Source organism: Candidatus Hydrogenedentota bacterium (assembly GCA_035450225.1).
GTDB lineage: Bacteria > Hydrogenedentota > Hydrogenedentia > Hydrogenedentales > SLHB01 > DSVR01.
In genome coordinates this window covers 1-20,946 of the sequence record DAOTMJ010000009.1, presented here as the reverse complement: position 1 = coordinate 20,946, position 20,946 = coordinate 1, and the positions used below count along the sequence as shown (strand labels likewise).

Below are 20,946 nucleotides of genomic sequence, written 5' to 3'. Positions count from 1 at the left end.
GGATGGGGCAAATGCTCGAAGAACTGAAACATGCCGTCTGCGAAGCCAACCTTGAACTGGTCCGCAAGGGACTCGTGTTGTTGACGTGGGGCAATGCCAGCGCAATCGATCGCGGGCGGGGACTGGTCGTAATCAAGCCGAGCGGCGTGCCGTATGAAACCATGCGCCCCGAAGACATGGCCGTGGTCGCTCTGGATGGACGCATCGTCGAGGGCGATTGCATGCCGTCCGTGGATACGCCCTCGCATCTGGCCCTGTACCGCGCATGGCCGGCGATAGGCGGCATCGCGCACACGCACTCGCATTACGCGACCTGCTGGGCGCAGGCGGGCCGCCCGATTCCGTGTCTTGGCACAACGCACGCCGATTTTGCCCATGGCGAGATTCCGGTGGCCGACCCTCTTACCCGGGAAGAAGTCGCAGAAGATTACGAACGCCACATCGGCGAAGTGATTGTGCGCCGGTTCGCCACGCTCGATCCGATGCGGTTCCCGGCCGTGCTGGCCGCCGACCACGGTCCTTTCGCGTGGGGAAAATCCGTCGAAAACGCCGTCGAAAACGCGTATATCCTCGAAGAATTGGCGCACATGGCGCTCGATACGCTTGCGCTTTCGCCCAAACAGCCGCCCATCCCGCCGTATCTGCTCGACAAGCATTTCTTGCGCAAGCACGGGCCCGGCGCCTACTACGGCCAAAAGCAACCATCGGAACGGCGCCGGTAGTCCGGCGTTGCGTACTCATGGAAATGGGATCGCCCTTGTCCAAATCGCCGGCAAAGAACGCAACGTAAAGAGGTGAAAATGGAATTCCTTGCGGTACGGCGAGTTTGTGTTTATCGTATATGCACGTGTGCTTGGGACCATTCCGTATGATACAAATTGATCGGGTATCCAAAATGTATGCGGGCCGTGGCGATGCGGTAACCGCCCTTGACGGCGTTTCGTTGCAGGCCCATGCGGGCGAGTTCGTCGCCGTTCAGGGTCCCAGCGGATGTGGCAAAACCACGCTTTTGCTTGTCGCGGGAGGGCTGCTTGCCCCGACATCGGGGAAGGTCGTCGTCAATGGCCGCGAACCCTATGCGCTTTCTCCGGAAGACCGCGCCCGTTTTCGCGCGGCAACCATCGGTTTCGTGTTCCAGCAATTTCACCTCGTGCCGTATCTCAGCGTTGAGGACAACATCCTGATCCCTTCGATGGCGGCTTCGTCCGGGGATGCCCGCGCACGCGCGCGCGCGTTGATGGACCGCTTTCAGTTGTCGCGGCGCGCCCGGCACGTTCCCGCTGAATTGAGCACCGGCGAACGCCAGCGGGTGGCCCTTGCGCGTGCCCTGCTGAACCACCCGAAGGCCCTTCTGGCCGACGAGCCCACGGGCAATCTGGACGAGGAAAACGCCGGCATCGTTCTTGCCCATCTCACCGAATTCGCGCGAGAGGGCGGGACGGTCCTGTTGGTTACCCACGACGCGCGTGCGGCCCGGCATGCCTGCCGAACCATTCATCTGCGTTCCGGCTGCATCGTGTCCAACCCCGAAGACGTTGATGCCGGCGACGATGCAGACGCGCAGCCGTCCGCCGGTTGATGGGAGACGGCACGTGGTGCGCAAACGGTTGCTGGTTACGGGTTGCGGGGGATTTGTGGGCGGCGCGATTGTGTATCAGGCCGGCGGCGAATGGGACCTCCATGCGGCCTCGCGGGGAGAACCGCTTGCGCAACGAGACGGACTTGCCTGGCACGTGTTGGATTTGACCGATGGCCGGCGTTTGGATGCCCTGCTGGACAAGACAGGTCCGGATGCAATCGTGCATGCCGCGGCCATGGCCAACATTGACTACTGCGAGGCCCATCCCGACGAAGCGCGGCGGATCAATGTGGCGGTCGTGGACAGGATCGCGGAATGGTGCGTGCGGCGCGACGCGCGCATGGTTTACATTTCGACGGACAACGTTTTCGACGGCGTCAAGGGCCGTTACACGGAGGAGGATCCGCCCAATCCGTTGAACGTGTACGCGGAAACGAAAGTGGAAGCGGAACGTGTTGTGGCCTCCATGCCGGGGAACTGGGTGATCGCGAGGCCTTCGGTCGTGATGGGCCTGCCGATGCTCGGCGTGGGCAATTCGTTCTTGTCGCGGATGATCCCGGCGCTTGAAAAAGGGGAAACGTTATACGTGCCGGACAACGAAATTCGGAGCACCATTGACGTCGTCACGCTGGCCCGCGCGCTGCTTGAACTTGCGGAAAACGATTTCAGCGGTTACCTCCATCTCGCGGGAAATGATATCCTCAACCGTCATGAAATGGTGCGGCGCATCGCCATCCAACTGGGGTATCCGCCGGATCGGATCGTCGCGCGAAATCCCGACTGGATTCCCGGCCGCGCGCCGCGTCCGCTGGATGCGTCGTTGTGCAATCGAAAGGCAAGAACGCTGCTCCGTACGCCTATGCTGGGCGTCGAAGACGGACTTGCGCTGGTCCTCTCGCAAGGAAAGGCAAAATAACATGGCTATAAAGCACGATCTCGAAATCAAGTTTGGAAGCGAGTACGGTCCCGAGGAAGCCGAGGCGATGCTGCATGTGCTGAGCAGGAACGCACCCACGAGCGGCGACGAGTGCATCGCGTTCGAGCGCGAATTCGCGGAATACTGCGGCGTGAAACAGGCCCGTTGCTGCTCGAACGGCACCGCGGCCCTGTTTCTGTCGCTCGTTGCCCTCGACATCAAGCCGGGCGACCGGGTCATTACGACGCCGCTCACGTGGATCGCGACGGCGGCGGCCGCGGCGACGCTCGGCGCCGAAGTCGTTTTCGTTGACGTCGATCCAAAAACCTACAACCTCGATCCGAACCGGCTGGCCGAAGCCATCACGCCGAACACGAAGGCCGTCCTGCCGGTCCATCTCTATGGCCAGTGCGCGGACATGGACGCGATTCTCGCGTTGGCCAACGAACACGGTTTCGCCGTCGTCGAGGACGCGTGCCATGCGCTCGGCGCGCGCTACAAGGACCGCATGGCCGGTTCGATGGGCGCCACGGGATGTTTCAGTTTCCACGAGCAGAAGAATATCTCGACGCTCGGCGAAGGCGGCATCGTCCTGACGAACGATGAGGCGCTTTTCGAACGCATCGCGCTGTATCGCTCGCATTGCGCCCGTGTGTACGGCAAGAGCACAAAATATTGTTCGATCGACGAGACGAAGTTTCCGATGGGCAAGCGCTTCTGGTGGCAGGATTTCGACGACTGCGGCTACAACTTCCGCATGACCGACATCCAGGCCGCCGTCGGCCGCGTCCAACTCAAGAAACTCGACGAACTCAACGCCCGCCGCATCCAAAACGCCGCCTATCTCACCGAACACTTGAGCGACGTCCCCGGCCTTGTGCTGCCCGTGGTCCAACCGGAATGCAAGCATGTCTTTCATCTTTATCCGGTCCAGATCGACGCTGAAGAGTTCGGTATGGACAAAGACGATTTCATTCTTGCCATGCTCAACGAATACGGCATCAAGGTCGGCACGCACTACAACCCCCTCAACTGGACGCAGGCCTTCCAGAAGCGCGGTTTCACGCGCGGCATGTACCCCGTTGCAGAGGCCGCCGCCGAGCGCCTCGTTACCCTGCCCCTGCATCCGCGCCAGACGCCGGAAGCGCTCGAATACCTCGTCGCAAGCATCCGGGCGCTTGGCAAGTGACCTTTCGTCACGTGGGGCGACAGTCCTATACTCGTGCTCAAAGCCGAAAACGTAAAGCACCTTAAATCAGGCTTCGATAAAAAAACAACAAGAAATTCTTGGACAACTTGCCCAATCAATTGAACTTCAGTAATTTAGCGAGTGCGATTACGATGACGAGCACGAGCATGAGCACGAAGAGAAATTGGGTTGTGGGTGATACTCACGTCAAAAGATGATCCGCCGGCTGGCGGATGTCTACAGTGAGCGGTATCAAGGATGTTTACGACCACCGAGAATGAATGCCTTCAGCCTTTCTTCGACTGCAACGTGACGTTGGGCAAAGTAAAGCCGCCGATGCCGGGCGGCGTGCTGGATGCCCCGAAACTGCTGGCCGAGATGGATCGCTACGGCATCGCGGAGTCGCTGGTGTATCACGCGATGGCACGCCGGAATTCGCCGGCGCGCGGAAACGCGCTGGCCGCCGAAGCGTGCACGGCGTCGGAACGGCTGCATCCGTGCTGGATGCTTTTGCCGCCGCATACGGATGAATTGCCGCCGCTCGACAGGCTTGCGGAAGACATGCGCGCGGCAAACGTCCGCGCGGTGCGCATGGCGCCGGAGGCGGGCGCGCATCAATACAGCCTGGCGCCGGTGGTCTGCGGTGAACTATTCGCATGGATCGAACGCCACCGATACCTGCTGCTTATCGAACAGTCCTCGATAACCTGGGAAAATGTGGATGCGATACTGCAGCGCCATCCGGACTTGCGTCTCGTCATGTTGAACGTGACGTATCGCATCAACCGCGATCTGTATCCGCGATTGAAGGCCTACAGGCATCTTTACGTCGAGACGTCGGGGCTCGAGCAGCACTGCGGCATTCAAGACGTGTGCGAACGCTTCGGGCCGGGCCGTCTGATCTTCGGATCGCGGATGCCGTTCTTCTGTGCGGGCGCATCGCGTCACGCCATTGATGCTGCGGGCATTCCGGCAGACGCCAAGACCGCCATCGGCGGCGGCAATCTGCGACGGCTGCTTTCTGAGACTATTTGAGTAAGAAATATTTTACTGATAATACAAATGTCTTCGTTTTATTCTTTTGCCGACAAAGTCCCGGTCATTTCCGCCCTTGTGCTTTCATCTTAACGCCTGAAAACGATGAAATGTAAAGGCGGCTTTGACCGTGGATACCCAGAAACGACGAGAGACGTTTTGTCTACAAGCGCCCTCGCATTGCCGGCCCCATCGCCGGCAAAAAAAACGATTCTGAATGCCGGGCGATTGCGGCGCTTTTGAATATCACAGGAAAGGAAAGCGTCAAAATGGATGCACGGCCGAGGGGCGACGATGCAAAAAAAATCAAAAAAGGCGCTATCATTCCGCATTCTGGAACGATGACGAGGTAAATTTCGTGAAAAAAAGAAGAGGAAAAAGCCATGATAAACGAGGAAGGTTCCTGGATAGAGCGGTTGATGCGGGCGTTTCAGCAAGTGGCGGACGAGGAGGAAATAAACGATGTAACGGGCCGGGGCGTCCGAAAAATGGAGTCGCTGGTCGGACGGATTCCATCGGGACTGCAGCGGCTCTGGGAGGACCTGGGCCTCATGCTCCGCATGCTCGCGGATTATGGGCGGGGCGAATACCGGGGCGTGCCGTGGCAGACCCTGTGCATGATCGCGTTCGCCGTCGCGTACTTCGTCATGCCGCTCGACGCGCTACCCGACTGGATACCCGTCGGCGGTTATCTGGACGACGCGACCGTCATTGGGTACGTCATCAAAAAAGTCCACGAGGAATTGGAGGTGTACCGCGCGTGGCGGTCCCGCGAAGACAACACCATAGACGTGTGCTGCAACTGACAATTGAAGACTCTTGTGGAATCTTTTTTTTGCAAAAAGAATAAGGTTTCCCAAACCCTTCCAGAAGAAACGGAATTCTCGTTCTTCTTGAGGGGGTGCGGGGGAACTTCTTCTTCCGCAAGAAGAAGTTCCTCCGAGAACGTAATTCGAAACAAACCAATGGAGGATCGAACGATGAAAGATTTTTTGGCGGGAATTTGCGTGGGCGCGGCGACGACCGTGCTGGTGCTGTTCGGTTGCGCAATGCTCAGCGACGACGCGGACACGGACGAGCTGCCCGGGGAATCCGGCGACGGCGAGTTGTCCACCGCCTGCGCGACGGAATGATTCGGTGGGGCGGGGGAAGCCCCAACGCCATGCGTCCGCCCGTACACTCCCGGGCGGACGCAGCCCTATGACAAATCTGGCCCCGTTGGGGCGCCAAAGAGGAGCAATAAGTCCATGTTCGAAAAACCCGATTTTGTGACCCAACTGGCCTTGGCCCAACGGGCCCGGAAGCAGCGGCAATGCGAACGGTGCCGCCACTCGTGCCGGTGGAAGGCGGACCTTGTGTGCCTCCGTCGCCTGTCGCAACGATGCCGCGACGACGGCGACACGCAGCGTCTCGAATTGGCGCCGGGACTCTGCGCCGTGATCAATCCCGACAAGGACTGCCCGGAATTCAAGCGCCGGTTCAAAAATCGGCTGACCGAGACCCTCGAAGACGCCCTGCTTTTGCTCATGTCTTGCACATCGCGACGACGGTACGACGACCGCGAATGGCCGCGCGGATGATTGCCATTGGTTCCCAAGGCGGCTCGGCCGCAATACATCAATCAAGGGCACGATTTCTTTGTCCGCAACTTATGTGTTTCACACACAGAAGTTGTGGACAAAGAAACTATTGACCTTACGGCAAAGCCGCAATGACGCATAGGGCAACATTTCCTTGCGCCCGCCGCGCCTCTGCGTTATTGTATTTTTCGGTCTATTGCAAGTCGAAACGAACGAAAAGGGAATCAAGCGGAAACTCCACCGAAAAGATCGCAAAGTGACGCAAGATACCTTCAACCTTCCGTCTTACTTGGAGATCCCGACATGCCCATCCTGGCCGGTTGCTACTATCTTGGCATCCTGATGATCAGCCTCCTGTTCTACCTCGTATTGCTGATCCCCATAGGCCTGATCGTGCTCGCAGTATACCTGCTCGGCCTCCTCGTCATGCTATTTCGGTAAAAACACCCGTGGGACAGGCTGTACAGCCTGTCAAGAACGCTTCCGTTGTGCCGGTTGCTGGGTTTGGAAATCAGACGACGACTATTGCCGTCCATACGAAGCACGCAAAGGACGTCTCGAGCACGTCCCAAGCCATGCTGATCACCGAGTTCAAAGCTCGGAGTCTGGCGCTGCTTGGCGCACTTGAAGCGCATACGGACAAGCCTCTACTCTGATGACAACATGAAGAAGAACAGAAAAAAAGGCGCGTTGCCGCCGGAAAGCACACAGACCATCTTGGAGAGCATCTCGGATGGCGTGTTTACGGTGGACCACGACTGGCGGGTAACCTCGTTCAACCGGGCTGCGGAAGAGATCACGGGCATTCCCCGCGCGGAAGCGATTGGACGGCGGTGCTGCGAGGTCTTCCGCGCAAGCATGTGCGAAACCGAATGCGCCCTGCGCCAGACCATGGATTCGGGCAAGCCGATTATCAACAAGTCCGCCTTTATCGTTGACGCCAACGGACGGCGCATTCCCATCAGCGTTTCGACTGCGCTGCTGCGGGACACGCAGGGGGACATCGTCGGCGGTGTCGAAACCTTTCGCGATCTGAGTCTTGTGGAAGAGCTACGCAAGGAAATCGAACAGCGCTATGAGGTCGGCGATATGGTGAGCCGAAGCGCCTCGATGCAGAAGTTGTTTGATGTCCTGCCGCAAGTGGCTTCAAGCGACGCGGCGGTTGTTATTGAAGGGGAAACGGGAACTGGCAAGGAACTCCTTGCCCGAGCGCTTCACAATCTGAGTCCGCGAAAGAACCGGCCTTTCGTGGCGATCAATTGCGGCGCCCTTCCAGATACCCTGCTCGAATCGGAGTTGTTCGGGTACAAGTCGGGCGCCTTTACCGGGGCGGATAAGGACAAACCCGGACGCTTTGCTCGCGCGGAGGGCGGCACGCTGTTTCTCGACGAGATCGGGGACGTGAGCGCCGCGTTGCAGGTTCGGCTTCTGCGCGTGCTTCAGGAGAAAATGTATGAGCCGCTTGGCGGAACTCAATCCGTGAAGACAAACGTCCGTGTCATTGCAGCCACCAACAAGAACCTGGCGGAACTCGTGAAGGAAGGTCTGTTCCGTCAGGACCTGTACTACCGGATCAACGTCGTGCGTCTCGAATTGCCTCCGCTCCGCGAGCGCAAGGAGGATATTCCCCTCCTCGTGGAACGCTTCATTCGCCGCTTTAATCAGACACAGGGGCGAGCGATAGCGGGTGTATCGGCGGAGGCCATGGCGCTTCTCATGGCGCATGATTATCCCGGCAACGTCCGCGAACTGGAGAATATCATTGAACACGCCTTCGTGATCTGTCCGGGCGCCACCATCGGCGTTCGTTGCCTGCCCGATTCGCTGGCCACGAAACGTTTGGCAAGGTCTCAACTTGAGGCAACGGGCCTCGACTCCACGGTCAAGACAGCGGAAACCCAAGCCATTTTGGACGCCTTGAAACGATGTGACGGAAACCGCAATGAGGCGGCGAAACTGCTGGGCATGCATAAGAGCACTCTCTTCCGAAAGGTCCGTGCCTTAGGACTCTCTCTTCCTCAAGAGGATGGGCGGACCAAGCGGGCCAACCATAAATAGAGTGGCATAAACGCGACTCTGTTTCTGCTTTTAGTCGCAAAATCGCGACTGTATCGAGGACAGAAATCTCTGCGCATAATATGCTATAAGATATTTACTAACAATATCTTATAAATGGAAACGCCCCGTCTGTTGCACTTGGCATTCTTCCTGCATTCTCACACGCATGAAGAGTTGGCTAAGGAGCAGGTGATGAAAGTTGCACTGACCGTTTGGGAAGGCCGGATATCTCCGGTTCTCGACACGGCCCGTTCTGTTGTGATTGCCAATATCGAAAACGGAGCGACAACTGCCCAGCGCGACGAAATACTTTCGGAAGAGTCGCCGCAGAGGAAGATTACCCAACTTCGCGCCCTGGGAGTGGAAGTCCTGGTTTGCGGGGCGGTATCCCGGCCGCTGGCCAACTTGGTTTCTTCCAGCGGCATACGGTTGATTCCATTTGTGTCTGGCGAACTCGGAGAGGTTCTGGACGCGGTGATTGCAGGCAAGATACCGGACACCGCGTTTACCATGCCGGGATGCGGCTGCGGACGCGGACGTCGTTTTCGCGCGCGGCGTGGCGTCTGTGCGGAGGAGAACCCGCGAAGGGCATCGTAAGTCACAGAATTAAAAGGAGTTAGAATGATGTTTGGATTTGGAAGAGGAAGGGGAAAAGGAGGTCCCGGGACCGGCGCGGGTCAGGGACAAGGTGGTGCTCGTGGAGGTCAAGGACGTGGGTGGCGCGGCCGACAAGGCGGCGCGGCAGCAGGTCCTGATGGGATGTGCGTTTGTCCAAAATGCGGATTCTCCCAACCTCATGAACGCGGCGTGCCATGTACACAGGTCATGTGTCCGAAGTGCGGCACGGCCATGCGGCGGGATTGATTCTGGATACGGTTGAAGGACGGGTTGCATACGGAAAACACTCGCAAAAAAGGAGATCAGACATGCCAGGTGGAGACGGAACAGGCCCGCTGGGAGCGGGTCCGATGACAGGACGCGGTGCAGGATTTTGTGTAGGTTCCAATATGCCGGGATATGCGAACCCGGTTCCGGGACGAGGTTACTGGAATCGTGGATTTGGGCGTGGTGGCGGCGGTGGCCGCGGCTGGCGGCACTGGTATCGCGCTACCGGCCTGCCGGGTTGGATGCGATTCGGTTGGGGCATGCAGACCGCTCCGGCCATGTCGCCCAGCGATGCCGAACGCAGCATGTTGCAGAGTCAGGCAGAGATACTCCAACAGCAACTTGACGCGGTTCGGCAGCGGCTCGACGCGTTGGCGGCCAACGCGGATGCCGTGAAGCCGTAGGCGGTCTAACCCATAGAGGAAGTGTGTGTCTCCTTCCAACCCTCCTCTCCAAATCGTCCGCCCCATCCCTTAAGGGTGGGGCCTCAAGGGACCGGGAGAGGGAGTGTTGAGAAGCGAGTTATGGCGAGGGCGATGAATAGCAGTCTTAGCAAGCACGCCGTAGACTTTATCAATGACGAACACTTGAGTTCCGTGCTCAAGTGCGCTTCGCCGGATCCTCCGCGTGTACGCGAGGTCATTGCCAAAAGCCTTGCCAAAGAACCCCTGCAAGTCGAGGAAACGGCAACGCTATTAGCGGCAGACGATCCGGACCTTGTCGAGGAGATTTTCGAAGCCGCGCGCGACCTGAAGAAACGAGTATACGGAAACCGAATTGTCCTATTCGCGCCGCTCTATATCGGAAACGAGTGCATTAACGACTGCCGGTACTGCGCCTTTCGCCGTTCCAACACAGGCGTTGTGCGCCGTACGTTGCGCACGCAGGAACTTGAAGATCAACTCCGGGCATTAGAGAACAAGGGGCACAAACGGCTCATTCTCGTTTTTGGCGAACACCCGAAATACGACGCCGATTTTATGGCGGATTGTGTACGAACGACCTACCGTTTCAAGGTTGGACATGGGGAAATCCGTCGGGTCAACATCAACGCGGCGCCGCTGGACCACGAAGGGTATCGGAAACTAAAGGCGGCGGGGATCGGTACGTACCAGATCTTCCAGGAAACCTATCACCACGAGACCTACGCCCAGATGCATCCGAAAGGAACACGCAAGAGCGACTATCTTTGGCGGCTCGACGGTCTTTCACGCGCATTCGAAGCGGGTTGCGACGATGTTGGTCTGGGGGCGTTGTTTGGTCTCTACGACTGGAAGTTCGAAGTCTTGGGGTTGGTGAGTCACGCGTTGCACCTTCAGCGGACGTACGGTGTCGGATGCCATACGATCAGTTTCCCCAGGCTGCGTCCGGCGCATGGCGTGGACACGGAATGGCCTTATCTTGTTAGCGATCGCGACTTCAAACGCTTGGTCGCCATTCTGCGGTTGTCTGTGCCGTACACAGGCATGATTTTGACAGCGCGAGAGAAGCCTGAGTTGCGGCGCGAAGTAATGGCGTTCGGCGTCTCGCAGATCGATGCCGGAAGCCGGGTCGAGTTGGGTGGATACACGGAAGTGGGCGATGCCCAGATCATGGAACGCGAGCAGTTCTTGCTCGGCGATATTCGCTCTCTCGATGAAGTCATGCGCGAACTACTCCAGGACGGGTACCTCCCCAGTTTTTGCACCGCGTGCTATCGTTTGGGACGCACCGGCAAGCACTTCATGGAGTTCGCCATACCGGGGTTCATTCAAAACTTCTGTACGCCGAATGCTATAACCACCCTGACGGAGTATCTCGTGGATTATGCCACACCGGAGACCCGCGAGGCTGGAGAACGCGCGATTACGCGCGAGATCCGGAAACTTGCCGAGACACCCCAGAAGGCGGAATTACTAAGGCGCTTACGTTGTATTGCAGAGACTGACCAACGTGATCTCTATTTCTGAATTGAGTCGCTGTTCCATTGTCCATTGGAGACCTGATCATGAGTAAGACTATCGCCATCGTTGGTGCTTCGGCAGACCGTAGCAAGTACGGCAACAAAGCCGTGCGTGCATTCAAACAAGGCGGGTGGACCGTCTATCCCGTGAACCCGAGCGTTCCGGAGGTGGAGGGTTTGCGGACTTATGCCTCGATTGCCGATATTCCAGGCCCCATTGACCGCATCTCCATGTACGTGCCCCCGAAGGTGGGCAAGGCCATGCTGGCGGCCATTGCGGCGAAGGCGCCGCAGGAGTTCTTCCTCAACCCCGGCTCGGAAGACGCTGACCTTGTCAGAGAAGCCGAGGCCCTCGGACTGCATCCTATCCAGGCGTGCAGCATTGTGAATATCGGTTTGCGGCCGGACATGTTTCCGGACAAGTAGTCCGTGTTTGCAGTTTTCGAAGAAGCCCGTTTCTAAACCAAACGAAAGGAACACATCATGGAACAGCAGATTGAACGCCTCCCCCTCATAGGTGAACAAGCGCCTTCGTTCAAAGCGGAGACCACCCAAGGGGAGATCGACTTCCCCAAGTGCTACAAGGGGAAATGGGTTGTCTTCTTCTCGCACCCGGCGGACTTCACGCCCGTGTGCACCACGGAGTTCATGACGTTTGCCTCGATGGCGCAGGAGTTCAAGGACCTGAACTGTGAACTTCTGGGATTGTCCATCGACAGCACGTACAGCCATATCGCGTGGCTTAGAACGATCAAGGAGAAGATCGAGTACAACGGCATGAAGGGCGTCGAGGTCATGTTCCCCGTCATCAGCGACCTTACGATGGAAGTCTCGCGAAAATTCGGGATGCTGCAACCCGGTGCGAGCAATACGCAGGCCGTGCGCGCGGTCTTCATCATCGACCCGAAAGGCATCGTCCGGGCGCTCTTCTACTACCCGCTCAGCAACGGGCGCAACATGCAGGAGATCAAGCGACTTCTGGTCGCCATGCAACACTCGGACAAGTACGAAATCGCCACGCCCGCGAACTGGCAACCCGGCGACGACGTGATCGTCCCGCCACCCGGCTCGTGTGGCACGGCCAAGGAACGCGTAGAGAAGCCCGACGCCGATACAAAGGTTCTTGACTGGTTCATGGTCCTGAAGAAGTGTCCGTCTCTGTGCAAGAAGAAATGCCCACACAAATAAGTGAGCCATCTATCTCCCAACTTTGCAGTCAACCACTTGGAGAAGAAAATGATTATCGTTGTTTCTGCATCGGGCAAGACGCTTGACGCGCAAGTTGATCCCCGCTTCGGACGCGCTGCGTTCTTCATTGCCGTCGATTCCGAGAGCGGCGCCTTTCAGGCGCATGACAACGTGCAGAACTTGAGCGCAGCCCAAGGCGCGGGCATTCAGTCCGCCGAAACCGTATCTCGCCTTGGCGCGGACGTCGTCATCACGGGAAACTGTGGGCCGAAGGCGTTCAGAACCCTCTCCGCCGCAGGCATCAAGGTGATTGTCGGTGGACAAGGTACAGTTGCCGAAGCCATTGAAGCATTTAAGTCGGGTACGCTCGTCCCAGCCGATGCGCCAAACGTCGAAGGGCATTGGGCTTGAAAGAGCACAGGACAACCAGCCGCATCACCCGGCGTTCGTTTCTGGCGCGGACATCCTCGGTATTGGCGCCTCTGGCCATTGCCGGTGTTGCTGGAAAACAGAAGCGAACATTTGCCGCTGCCTCGGACATTGGCGGGAGGGCCCAGCGCGGGAGGGTCGTGATTTTGGGTTTCGACGGGGTTGAACCCACCCTCATTGACGGCATGCTCAAGTCCGGCGCGTTGCCAAACCTGCTCGCGTTGCAGAACAAGGGCAATTACCAGCGATTGCTGTCCAGCAACGGGTATCTCGCGGTCGCCGGCCAAACGAATGCGGAAACAGCTTTCAACGAGGCGAAATATATCGACGGATATGACTGGTCGCAAAGCCGGGCTTATGGGCTTGGACTGGGAAGCATCTTCCTGAACCTCAAAAGCCGCGAAGGACGCGGAAGACTTGGCGGCCGAGATGTTGGCGACCGTGTTGGGCGTCGAGTTCGATCCGGACAAGAGCTGGGATGAAAAGCGCGAGATTTGGCGCATCAGCGGCAAGTTCGTCCGGACGACCAGCATCACACAGTCGGCCCTCGGCGACAAGGACGGACGCTGGACCACGGTGATTTCAGCGGCGGTCCTGATTCCCCCTAACGCGGAGCAGAAAATACTATGAGAATCGCTATTGCTTCAGGAAAAGGCGGCACGGGAAAGACAACGATCGCCGTGAATTTGGCGGGCGTGACGGAAGGTCCCGTCACGTATGTCGACTGCGACGTGGAGGAGCCCAACGGCCACATCTTCCTGAAGCCCAACATAGAAACCGTCAAGAGTGTAGGAATTCCCGTCCCCGTCGTAGACAAGGAGAAATGCACGGGGTGCGGTCGATGCGCGGAAGTGTGCCGCTACAACGCCATCGCGTGTGTAAAAGGCAAAGTGCTGGTGTTTGCGGAACTATGCCACGGCTGCGGCGGCTGTAGGATGGCATGTGCCGCGCGCGCCATATCCGAGACCGATCACGCTATCGGCGTAGTCGAAACAGGTTACGCAAACGGCGTGGCGTTCGTACAGGGCCGTCTCAAGGTTGGCGCGGCAATGTCGCCCCCACTCATTCGGGCAACCAAGGCCGCGGCTCCTGCCAACGGGATAGTCATCATTGATGCGCCACCCGGTACCTCATGCCCGGTCATTGCGGCCATTAAGGACACGGACGTTGTCGTCCTCGTCACCGAACCAACGCCCTTCGGACTACATGATCTGAGACTCGCCGTGGAGACTGTCCGCCAAGTCGGAATCCCCTTCGGCGTCGTCGTGAACCGTTGCGACGTCGGAGATGAACGCGTGACATCGTACTGCAAGCAAGAGTGTATTCCTGTTCTTCTGGAGATCCCGGATGACCGTCGTATAGCGGAGGCTTACTCACGCGGAGAAAACGCAATTGATGCCGTTCCCGAAATGCGGGAGCTTTTCACGGGTCTCTGTCAACACATACGGGAACTGATCGCCAAGAATGGGATGAAAGAAGCATCGGTGCTATGACAAAACACAAGTACAGACACATTTTCGGTCCGGTGCTTTCCCGGCGGCTGGGACGCTCTTTGGGCGTTGACCTGATGCCGTTCAAGACCTGTACCTATGATTGCGTGTACTGCGAACAAGGCCGGACCACTGACCACACGGCCTGTCGAAAGGAATATGTACCGGCAGACGAGATCCTGGACGAACTGGGGAAATATCTCGTGGAGCATGCCGCGCCGGACTACATCACACTGTCCGGTGCAGGCGAGCCTACCTTACACGCAAGGCTCGGCTATATCGTTTCGAGAATCAAATCTTTGACGAAGGTTCCCTTGGCCGTCATCACAAACGGCTCGCTGCTTTGGGACAGACCGGTTCGAGATGCGTTGCATGAGGCCGACGTCGTTTTACCATCCCTGGATGCCGGGAATGCCCAATTATTCGAGTACATCGATCGTCCTGTAACGGGGATTTCGTTTGAGCAGATGGTTACCGGCCTCATCGCGTTCCGGCAGTCCTTTTCGAATGCCATTTGGCTTGAAGTGATGCTCATGGCCGGCGTCACTTCCGGCGATTCCGAAGTGCGGGAAATGGCTGAATGGGCCCGGCGCATTCGTCCGGATCGCATTCAGTTGAACACGGTTGTGCGCCCGCCATCGGAGCCTTTTGCGCTCCCGGTTCCTCGGGAACAACTCGCACAGCTCGCGATATTATTCGAGCCGCATGCGGAGGTAATCGCCGATTATCGCGGCGCCGCGCCAAAGGCCGATGCCGCACCCGACGCCCTTCGCGTACTTGACCTTATCGTGAGGCGTCCATGCTCGCTCCAGGAAATCGCTGCGAGCCTTGGCCTGCGGCAAATCGAAACCATAAAACTCGTCGAGGGCCTTATTGGTCAGGGCAAGATAGTCCAAAGGCGTTTCGCTAGCGGCGTCTTCTTTGAATATGTCCATGACGCCAACGAGGAAGTAATCTCATGAAAGAGCTCGTGGTTATTAGCGGAAAAGGCGGAACAGGCAAGACAAGCGTGGTTGCAGCGTTCGCTTCCCTGGCATCCAATAAGGTTCTGGCGGATTGTGACGTGGATGCCGCCGATCTGCATCTGGTTCTGCAGCCCGAGGTCCGGTCACGCCATGAGTTTCGCTGCGGCCACGAGGCCGCCATCAATCCTCAAACCTGCAAGGGATGCGGCTTCTGCCTTTCCCAATGTCGTTTTGAGGCGATTCAACCGGTTGTGGCGAAAGCGGGCATTGTCTATCGCGTCGAGCCGCTGGCGTGCGAAGGCTGCGGCGTCTGCGTTGATGTATGCCCTGCCAAGGCTATCGATTTCCCGGAGCGTCTCGCGGGAGAATGGTGCCTGTCAGACACACGCCACGGCCCGATGGTCCATGCGCGACTCGGTATTGCCGCGGAAAACTCGGGGAAACTTGTCAGCCTCGTCCGTCAACAGGCAAGGCGGCTTGCCCAAAACGAGAACAAGGATCTCGTCCTGGTTGATGGCCCCCCCGGCATCGGGTGTCCTGTAATTGCCAGTATTACCGGGGCGTCTCTCGTCCTGATCGTTACGGAGCCTACGCTCAGCGGCCAACATGATCTGAAACGCGTGGCCGAACTGGCGCGCCATTTTCACATCCCCACCGTAGCGTGTATCAACAAATGGGACCTGAATCCCGGTATGAGCGAGGCGATTGAAGCGTCCGCATTGGCGCTGGGCGCCAAACCTCTGGGACGGATTCGATACGACCGGGCCGTCACGGCCGCGCAAGTGGCCGGCAAGAGCGTGCTGGAATTCTCATCCGACGGCGTCAGCCGCGATATCAAGGACTTATGGATAGGCATCGAATCCCTGTTGGGTTCAGATGATTCTAGCAAAGATACGGTATAACCGCTAGCAGAAGAAAGGAGAATCGCCCCATGTTGAGCGACAAAATGCTCAAGGCTTTGAACGACCAGATCACCAAGGAATTTCATTCGGCCTATTTGTACATGGCCATGTCGGCGTATTTCGAAGGCGAAAACCTGCCGGGGTTTGCGAAATGGATGCGTCTCCAGGCGCAAGAGGAAAGTTGCCACGCCCTGATCTTCTTTAACTACACGTGTGAAAGGGGCGGCAAGGTCACACTCGGCGCCGTAGACGCGCCGCCCACTACATTCAAGTCGGCGGTAGACGTCTTCGAGAAAACGCTCGCCCATGAGCAGTTCATTACGGACTCCATCAACAAACTAATGGATCTGGCGATCAAGGAATCCGACCATGCGACTCGCGCCATGCTTCAATGGTTCGTGACTGAACAAGTGGAAGAAGAGGCCAATGCCAGCCAGATCCTGGCGCGACTGCACATGATGAAAGGTGGAGGAAACGGATTACTCATGATGGACGGAGGATTGGGATCGCGCACCTTTGCCGTGCCTTCGCCGCTCGCCGGCAAACTATAAGGGGCCTCTCGATGCGTCCGGATCCCCTTACGCCTTACGGCAATCGCCCAATGGTCACGCCCATCGTGAATGCTGTGAACTACGAATACACATCGTTCGAGGTCTTGCGGCAGATCACGGACGGGGAAATTGATGGTTACACCTACCACCGCGACGATAATCCAACTGTGCGGGTAGTCGAGAAGAAGATCGCGGCATTAGAGGAAGCCGAGGACTGTGTTGTCTGCACCTCCGGTATGGCCGCCTGTACTATGGTCTTCCTCACTTATCTGCAGACAGGCGACCATGTAATTCTCTTCCATGACACCTATGGCGCCAACTACAAAGTGTCTTTGATTCTCGAACGCCTCGGGGTGGCCTTCACGTGGATAGATGCGGATGATGCCGACCAGATTGGAGACCGAATCCAACCCAACACGAGGATGATCTTCCTTGAAACACCCACCAATCCCCTGTGCAAGATCATAGACGTGGCGGCCATGCGTGAAGCCGCAGACACGGTCGGCGCCATGGTCGTTGTGGACAACACGTTTGCCACGCCGTATCACCAAAACCCACTGGTCCTGGGCGCCGACCTCGTTGTCCATAGCGCCACCAAGGCCTTGGGCGGACATAACGACCTCATGGCTGGGGCCATCACCGGGTCAAAGGAACACTACAACAGACTGTGGTTTACCCGCCAGGCTATCGGCACAACCTTGGATGCTTACTCGGCCTTTCTGCTGGATCGGGGACTCAAGACGTTTGAATTGCGCGCAGAAGCCATGGCGCGCGGAGCCCAAGCAATAGCGGAATTCCTCGAGGAACATCCCAAGGTGTCTCGTGTTTCATACCCCGGGCTGGCGAGTCATCCGAATCATGCCGTGGCGCTTCGCCAGATGCATCGCGGTTTTGGCGGAATGATCGCTTTCGATGTGGGCCAAGACGAGGAGCACGCCAAGCGGTTCATCGCCGCACTGCAGCGGATCTACCATGCGGTGAGTCTTGGCGCGACCGAATCACTCATCTGTATCCCTCATCTGACGACGATGCTCTACCTGCCGCCGGAGCGACGAACCACGTTCGGCGTCAGGAAGAATACCGTTCGGCTGTCGGTAGGAATCGAGCCGCCCGACAAGCTCTTGGCCGATCTGAAACAGGCGCTCGCATGTGTTGCGGAAGGAATCGCAACCCATGAATAGTTCGCAGATTTACGGTTTTCGCCGTGGATGTCTAGTGGAAGAGGACCGTCCTCACAACGTTGGAGAAACACATGGAATGCACGAATACTGAAGGCTTTTCCGAGGTTGCTCGCGACCACGCGACAAGACCGCGGAATTATGGGCTGCTTGACAACTGGAATGCGCATGCTTGCATAACCGGACCTTGTGGCGACACCGTGGAGATATGGCTCCGTGTCGAAAATGGAATGATAAGAGCCGCGACTTTCACCACAACAGGGTGTGAACCTTCGCGCGCTTGCGGCAGTATGGCTACGGAGTTGGTTGTCGGCCGGCCCATCCAAAGCGCTCTCGAAATAAAACCGGCGGATATTGTGGGCAAGTTGGAACCGTTTCCAGATGACCACCGGCATTGCGCGTTGTTGGCGGCCAATGTAATGAAAGCCGCCGCACAGGACTTCTTGGATAGACAGAAGACGGGTTCTTGCGGGTCCTGCGCCACGGACAGTTGCTCAGCCAAGGGCCGACGACAGGGAGAAAGCGAACAAGACTACCTGGACCGCCAAGAACTCGCGCGGCGGCTATGCCAAATCAAACACAAGGTGCTCGTGCTCTCCGGCAAAGGCGGCGTCGGCAAGAGCACCGTTGCGGTCAATCTCGCCGTGTCGCTGTCCTTGGCAGGGAAACACGTTGGATTGCTGGATGTGGACATCCACGGTCCCAGCATCCCTAAGATGCTGCATCTGGAAGGCGCGCCCGTAATGAACGAAGGCAGCACTATTCTGCCGATAGAAGTCGGGGACATGAAAGTGCTGTCCATCGGGTTCTTTCTCCGCAGCACGGATGACGCCGTCATTTGGCGCGGGCCCATGAAGATGGGTGTCATCAAACAGTTCCTGAAAGACACCGACTGGGGCGAACTGGATTACCTCGTGATCGATTCGCCGCCGGGAACAGGCGATGAGCCGCTATCCGTCTGCCAACTTATCGAGAATGCGGACGGCGCCGTGATTGTAACAACGCCACAGGATGTCTCTGTGGCCGATGTCCGCAGGTCCATTGGCTTCTGCCGCCAGCTGGGGCTGCCGGTATTGGGCGTTGTCGAGAACATGAGCGGATTTGTATGTCCTCATTGCAGCGAGGTCACGCATATTTTCAAGACCGGCGGCGGTGAACGGATGGCGAACGATATGGGCGTGCCGTTCCTGGGCCGCATTCCGCTGGACCCGCAGGTCGCCGAAGCCTGTGACGCCGGCGCGCCCTATGTGCATCACTACGCCCGAAGCGAAACCGCCAAGGCGTTCGAACGTGTAATTCAACCCATTCTTGCACTCGACGGCGCGAAGACGCCGACACAAACAAAAGAGGAGATCAAACCAATGCGTATTGCCTTACCAATTGCCGATGGAAGACTGGCCATGCACTTCGGCCATTGCGAACAGTTCGCGCTGGTGGACGTGGACCCTCCGACAAAACGAATTATCAAGACGGAAATGGTGGACGCACCCGAACACCAGCCTGGACTGCTCCCGCGCTGGTTGGGCGAAAAGGGCGCGAATGTGATTATCGCTGGCGGAATGGGTTCGCGCGCCCAGTCTCTATTTGCCGAGCAAGGCATTCAAGTCGTGGTAGGCGCTCCTGCCGACGCCATCGAGGATCTCGTGAAGGCTTACCTTGAAGGCGCCCTGCAATCGGGTGAAAACGTCTGTGATCATTGAGCCTATCCCTGGAGTGTCATCGATGAGAAAGGCGATCAAAATCGTAGCGATCTTGGTTGGTGCTGTCGCTCTGGTTTTGGCCGTTCCGCTATGGATGTATTTTCCAGGACACAACTTTCGGACTGTCGAAAAGGGCGCCTTCTATGGTTCCCGCCAGATGAGCGGGAAGGCGTTGGAAGCGGCGATCAAGAAGCGCGGAATCCAGACCGTCATCAACCTGCGGGGGCACAATCCGGGGGCGCCATGGTATGACAATGAAGTGGCGGTTTGCCGGAAGCTTGGCGTGGCGCATGAGGATTTTGCCTGGTCGAAGGGGCGGTTACCTGACCCGGAATCGCTTGCGAGGTTCGTTGCCGTCATCGAGTCAGGCAAAAAGCCGTTTCTGGCCCATTGTGAAGGCGGGACCCATCGTACCGGCGTAGCCGCCGCCTGCTACTTGCTTCTCCAGGGCGCAGATACCGCCACGGCGCGCAGACAATTCGGCCCCATGTTCAAGAACGCGCCCATCGGGCAGGTGGTTGATCTTTACGAAGGCAGCAATATGCCATTCAAACAATGGGTGCGAGAGGTATATCCCGCGCGATACGCGTCACCAAAATCCTCCCAGGCCCTTGATTCTGAATCCGAAATGGGTCACTTGTGCGCGGCCTGTTAGTTTCTTTGTCCACAACGTCTGTGTGTGAAACACTGAAGTTGCGGACAAAGAAATCATGCCCTTGATTGATGTATTGCGGCTGAGCCGCCTTAGGATAGGGCGCACGTGCGCAAATGAGGATCGCTGATTGTGGCGAGCGGCAAACGCCATTTTGACTTGAAGGCAGTGACGTGGGACGAAGAACCGCGTCGGGTACAACTGGCCAAAGATCTGTTCGCGGCGATAACCGACACCGTTGTCCTGAATCCTTGCATAGCCGTGCTTGATTTTGGTTGCGGTACGGGTCTGTTGACGCTTCAACTGGCAACCCAGGGGGGTCATGTTACAGGTGTCGACAGCTCACAGGGAATGCTGGACGTTCTCGAAGACAAGGTGCGACATTACCAAAACGACAACGTCATAACGCGATGAGTCCCCCCAACGATTCGACGCTTCGCTTGATCTGCGTCGGATGCGGGTGAAACAGCGCGATCTTCTTCAGCAACGCATGCGTCTCCTCCAGGATGACATACGCGCACGAAAACGCCTCCGCCACGCGTACCTCGATCGTCATGAACTCGTTCTGCATGCCCCAAGCCGCGTCCAGCGGAACATAGGTCAAGGGACACGGCGTCTAGTGTCGAATTCAGATTGATCGAGTAGGGGGGAAGGGTTGCCCCTCTCCCCCTCTCACACCACCGGGCATACCTGCTCGGTACCACGGC

General features: G+C 57.8%; 26 protein-coding genes and 1 pseudogene. 26 read left to right on the top strand and 1 reads right to left on the bottom strand.

All coding sequences use genetic code 11. From position 1 onward, the window contains the following. Positions 1–11: 11 nt before the first annotated feature. The 26 genes and pseudogenes from araD (at position 12) to P5540_07215 (ending at position 20,653) form a co-directional block, all read left to right on the top strand. A complete protein-coding gene (gene araD, locus P5540_07340) occupies positions 12–722 on the top strand; it encodes an L-ribulose-5-phosphate 4-epimerase AraD (GenBank protein ID HRT64629.1) in 711 nt (236 codons plus the stop codon). Between the two features lie 146 nt (positions 723–868). Further along, the gene (locus P5540_07335; GenBank protein ID HRT64628.1) at positions 869–1,579 is read left to right on the top strand and encodes an ABC transporter ATP-binding protein; all 711 of its coding nucleotides are present in this window, start codon (positions 869–871) and stop codon (positions 1,577–1,579) included. 13 nt (positions 1,580–1,592) lie between these two features. Next, positions 1,593–2,495 carry an NAD(P)-dependent oxidoreductase gene (locus tag P5540_07330; protein ID HRT64627.1) on the top strand — a complete coding sequence of 301 codons (903 nt, stop codon included), beginning with the start codon at positions 1,593–1,595 and terminating at the stop codon, positions 2,493–2,495. 1 nt (position 2,496) lies between these two features. Then, a complete protein-coding gene (locus tag P5540_07325; GenBank protein ID HRT64626.1) occupies positions 2,497–3,684 on the top strand; it encodes a DegT/DnrJ/EryC1/StrS family aminotransferase in 1,188 nt (395 codons plus the stop codon). A 258-nt stretch (positions 3,685–3,942) separates the two neighbouring features. After that, on the top strand, positions 3,943–4,719 hold the full coding sequence (locus P5540_07320; protein ID HRT64625.1) for an amidohydrolase family protein: 777 nt from the start codon (positions 3,943–3,945) through the stop codon (positions 4,717–4,719). 383 nt (positions 4,720–5,102) lie between these two features. Further along, positions 5,103–5,525 (top strand): YkvA family protein, encoded by a 423-nt coding sequence (locus tag P5540_07315; GenBank protein HRT64624.1) that lies wholly within the window; start codon positions 5,103–5,105, stop codon positions 5,523–5,525. A 174-nt stretch (positions 5,526–5,699) separates the two neighbouring features. Next, the gene (locus tag P5540_07310; GenBank protein HRT64623.1) at positions 5,700–5,852 is read left to right on the top strand and encodes a hypothetical protein; all 153 of its coding nucleotides are present in this window, start codon (positions 5,700–5,702) and stop codon (positions 5,850–5,852) included. A gap of 114 nt (positions 5,853–5,966) precedes the next feature. Further along, a complete protein-coding gene (locus tag P5540_07305) occupies positions 5,967–6,299 on the top strand; it encodes a hypothetical protein (GenBank protein HRT64622.1) in 333 nt (110 codons plus the stop codon). A 303-nt stretch (positions 6,300–6,602) separates the two neighbouring features. Continuing rightward, on the top strand, positions 6,603–6,740 hold the full coding sequence (locus P5540_07300; protein ID HRT64621.1) for a hypothetical protein: 138 nt from the start codon (positions 6,603–6,605) through the stop codon (positions 6,738–6,740). Positions 6,741–6,962: 222 nt separating this feature from the next. Next, the gene (locus tag P5540_07295; GenBank protein HRT64620.1) at positions 6,963–8,357 is read left to right on the top strand and encodes a sigma 54-interacting transcriptional regulator; all 1,395 of its coding nucleotides are present in this window, start codon (positions 6,963–6,965) and stop codon (positions 8,355–8,357) included. Between the two features lie 132 nt (positions 8,358–8,489). Continuing rightward, positions 8,490–8,954: a NifB/NifX family molybdenum-iron cluster-binding protein gene (locus tag P5540_07290; protein HRT64619.1), complete on the top strand. Its 465-nt coding sequence runs from the start codon at positions 8,490–8,492 to the stop codon at positions 8,952–8,954. Positions 8,955–9,283: 329 nt separating this feature from the next. Then, positions 9,284–9,646 carry a DUF5320 domain-containing protein gene (locus P5540_07285; protein ID HRT64618.1) on the top strand — a complete coding sequence of 121 codons (363 nt, stop codon included), beginning with the start codon at positions 9,284–9,286 and terminating at the stop codon, positions 9,644–9,646. 132 nt (positions 9,647–9,778) lie between these two features. Beyond that, entirely contained in the window at positions 9,779–11,191 is a 1,413-nt protein-coding gene (hydG, locus tag P5540_07280; protein ID HRT64617.1) for a [FeFe] hydrogenase H-cluster radical SAM maturase HydG, read from the top strand. 38 nt (positions 11,192–11,229) lie between these two features. Beyond that, positions 11,230–11,610: a CoA-binding protein gene (locus tag P5540_07275; protein HRT64616.1), complete on the top strand. Its 381-nt coding sequence runs from the start codon at positions 11,230–11,232 to the stop codon at positions 11,608–11,610. 57 nt (positions 11,611–11,667) lie between these two features. Further along, complete coding sequence (locus P5540_07270; protein HRT64615.1) at positions 11,668–12,372, top strand: peroxiredoxin; 705 nt, start codon at positions 11,668–11,670, stop codon at positions 12,370–12,372. Between the two features lie 48 nt (positions 12,373–12,420). Next, the gene (locus P5540_07265) at positions 12,421–12,783 is read left to right on the top strand and encodes a NifB/NifX family molybdenum-iron cluster-binding protein (GenBank protein ID HRT64614.1); all 363 of its coding nucleotides are present in this window, start codon (positions 12,421–12,423) and stop codon (positions 12,781–12,783) included. Continuing rightward, positions 12,774–13,283 (top strand): hypothetical protein, encoded by a 510-nt coding sequence (locus tag P5540_07260; protein HRT64613.1) that lies wholly within the window; start codon positions 12,774–12,776, stop codon positions 13,281–13,283. The genes P5540_07265 and P5540_07260 overlap by 10 nt, the downstream gene beginning before the upstream one ends. After that, positions 13,198–13,431: pseudogene (locus tag P5540_07255) on the top strand (pyruvoyl-dependent arginine decarboxylase). The gene P5540_07260 and the pseudogene P5540_07255 overlap by 86 nt, the downstream one beginning before the upstream one ends. Next, on the top strand, positions 13,428–14,294 hold the full coding sequence (locus P5540_07250) for an ATP-binding protein (GenBank protein HRT64612.1): 867 nt from the start codon (positions 13,428–13,430) through the stop codon (positions 14,292–14,294). The pseudogene P5540_07255 and the gene P5540_07250 overlap by 4 nt, the downstream one beginning before the upstream one ends. Continuing rightward, positions 14,291–15,253 (top strand): radical SAM protein, encoded by a 963-nt coding sequence (locus P5540_07245; GenBank protein ID HRT64611.1) that lies wholly within the window; start codon positions 14,291–14,293, stop codon positions 15,251–15,253. Before P5540_07250 ends, P5540_07245 begins: the two co-directional genes overlap by 4 nt. After that, positions 15,250–16,158, top strand: a complete 909-nt coding sequence (locus P5540_07240) for an ATP-binding protein (protein HRT64610.1) — start codon at positions 15,250–15,252, stop codon at positions 16,156–16,158. The genes P5540_07245 and P5540_07240 overlap by 4 nt, the downstream gene beginning before the upstream one ends. Before the next feature lie 29 nt (positions 16,159–16,187). After that, positions 16,188–16,709, top strand: a complete 522-nt coding sequence (locus P5540_07235; GenBank protein HRT64609.1) for a ferritin — start codon at positions 16,188–16,190, stop codon at positions 16,707–16,709. An 11-nt stretch (positions 16,710–16,720) separates the two neighbouring features. Further along, positions 16,721–17,890, top strand: a complete 1,170-nt coding sequence (locus P5540_07230) for an aminotransferase class I/II-fold pyridoxal phosphate-dependent enzyme (protein HRT64608.1) — start codon at positions 16,721–16,723, stop codon at positions 17,888–17,890. A 71-nt stretch (positions 17,891–17,961) separates the two neighbouring features. Continuing rightward, positions 17,962–19,587, top strand: coding sequence for an iron-sulfur cluster carrier protein MrpORP (locus P5540_07225; GenBank protein HRT64607.1), 1,626 nt, complete (start codon positions 17,962–17,964; stop codon positions 19,585–19,587). Positions 19,588–19,609: 22 nt separating this feature from the next. After that, positions 19,610–20,242, top strand: coding sequence for a tyrosine-protein phosphatase (locus P5540_07220; protein HRT64606.1), 633 nt, complete (start codon positions 19,610–19,612; stop codon positions 20,240–20,242). A gap of 129 nt (positions 20,243–20,371) precedes the next feature. Further along, a complete protein-coding gene (locus P5540_07215) occupies positions 20,372–20,653 on the top strand; it encodes a methyltransferase domain-containing protein (protein HRT64605.1) in 282 nt (93 codons plus the stop codon). Here P5540_07215 and P5540_07210 read toward each other — a convergent pair. After that, positions 20,640–20,843, bottom strand: coding sequence for a hypothetical protein (locus P5540_07210; GenBank protein HRT64604.1), 204 nt, complete (start codon positions 20,841–20,843; stop codon positions 20,640–20,642). The two genes, P5540_07215 and P5540_07210, sit on opposite strands and share 14 nt — an antisense overlap. Positions 20,844–20,946: the final 103 nt, after the last annotated feature.

Bases quoted from the DNA above. Each gene is read 5' to 3' on its own strand.
- P5540_07295 (HRT64620.1), top strand. From the start codon at position 6,963: ATGAAGAAGAACAGAAAAAAAGGCGCGTTGCCGCCGGAAAGCACACAG.
- P5540_07315 (HRT64624.1), top strand. From the start codon at position 5,103: ATGATAAACGAGGAAGGTTCCTGGATAGAGCGGTTGATGCGGGCGTTT.
- P5540_07335 (HRT64628.1), top strand. From the start codon at position 869: ATGATACAAATTGATCGGGTATCCAAAATGTATGCGGGCCGTGGCGAT.
- P5540_07245 (HRT64611.1), top strand. From the start codon at position 14,291: ATGACAAAACACAAGTACAGACACATTTTCGGTCCGGTGCTTTCCCGG.
- P5540_07235 (HRT64609.1), top strand. From the start codon at position 16,188: ATGTTGAGCGACAAAATGCTCAAGGCTTTGAACGACCAGATCACCAAG.
- araD (HRT64629.1), top strand. From the start codon at position 12: ATGCTCGAAGAACTGAAACATGCCGTCTGCGAAGCCAACCTTGAACTG.
- hydG (HRT64617.1), top strand. From the start codon at position 9,779: ATGAATAGCAGTCTTAGCAAGCACGCCGTAGACTTTATCAATGACGAA.
- P5540_07240 (HRT64610.1), top strand. From the start codon at position 15,250: ATGAAAGAGCTCGTGGTTATTAGCGGAAAAGGCGGAACAGGCAAGACA.
- P5540_07320 (HRT64625.1), top strand. From the start codon at position 3,943: ATGTTTACGACCACCGAGAATGAATGCCTTCAGCCTTTCTTCGACTGC.
- P5540_07325 (HRT64626.1), top strand. From the start codon at position 2,497: ATGGCTATAAAGCACGATCTCGAAATCAAGTTTGGAAGCGAGTACGGT.
- P5540_07225 (HRT64607.1), top strand. From the start codon at position 17,962: ATGGAATGCACGAATACTGAAGGCTTTTCCGAGGTTGCTCGCGACCAC.
- P5540_07275 (HRT64616.1), top strand. From the start codon at position 11,230: ATGAGTAAGACTATCGCCATCGTTGGTGCTTCGGCAGACCGTAGCAAG.
- P5540_07220 (HRT64606.1), top strand. From the start codon at position 19,610: ATGAGAAAGGCGATCAAAATCGTAGCGATCTTGGTTGGTGCTGTCGCT.
- P5540_07285 (HRT64618.1), top strand. From the start codon at position 9,284: ATGCCAGGTGGAGACGGAACAGGCCCGCTGGGAGCGGGTCCGATGACA.
- P5540_07310 (HRT64623.1), top strand. From the start codon at position 5,700: ATGAAAGATTTTTTGGCGGGAATTTGCGTGGGCGCGGCGACGACCGTG.
- P5540_07305 (HRT64622.1), top strand. From the start codon at position 5,967: ATGTTCGAAAAACCCGATTTTGTGACCCAACTGGCCTTGGCCCAACGG.
- P5540_07265 (HRT64614.1), top strand. From the start codon at position 12,421: ATGATTATCGTTGTTTCTGCATCGGGCAAGACGCTTGACGCGCAAGTT.
- P5540_07300 (HRT64621.1), top strand. From the start codon at position 6,603: ATGCCCATCCTGGCCGGTTGCTACTATCTTGGCATCCTGATGATCAGC.
- P5540_07250 (HRT64612.1), top strand. From the start codon at position 13,428: ATGAGAATCGCTATTGCTTCAGGAAAAGGCGGCACGGGAAAGACAACG.
- P5540_07230 (HRT64608.1), top strand. From the start codon at position 16,721: ATGCGTCCGGATCCCCTTACGCCTTACGGCAATCGCCCAATGGTCACG.
- P5540_07270 (HRT64615.1), top strand. From the start codon at position 11,668: ATGGAACAGCAGATTGAACGCCTCCCCCTCATAGGTGAACAAGCGCCT.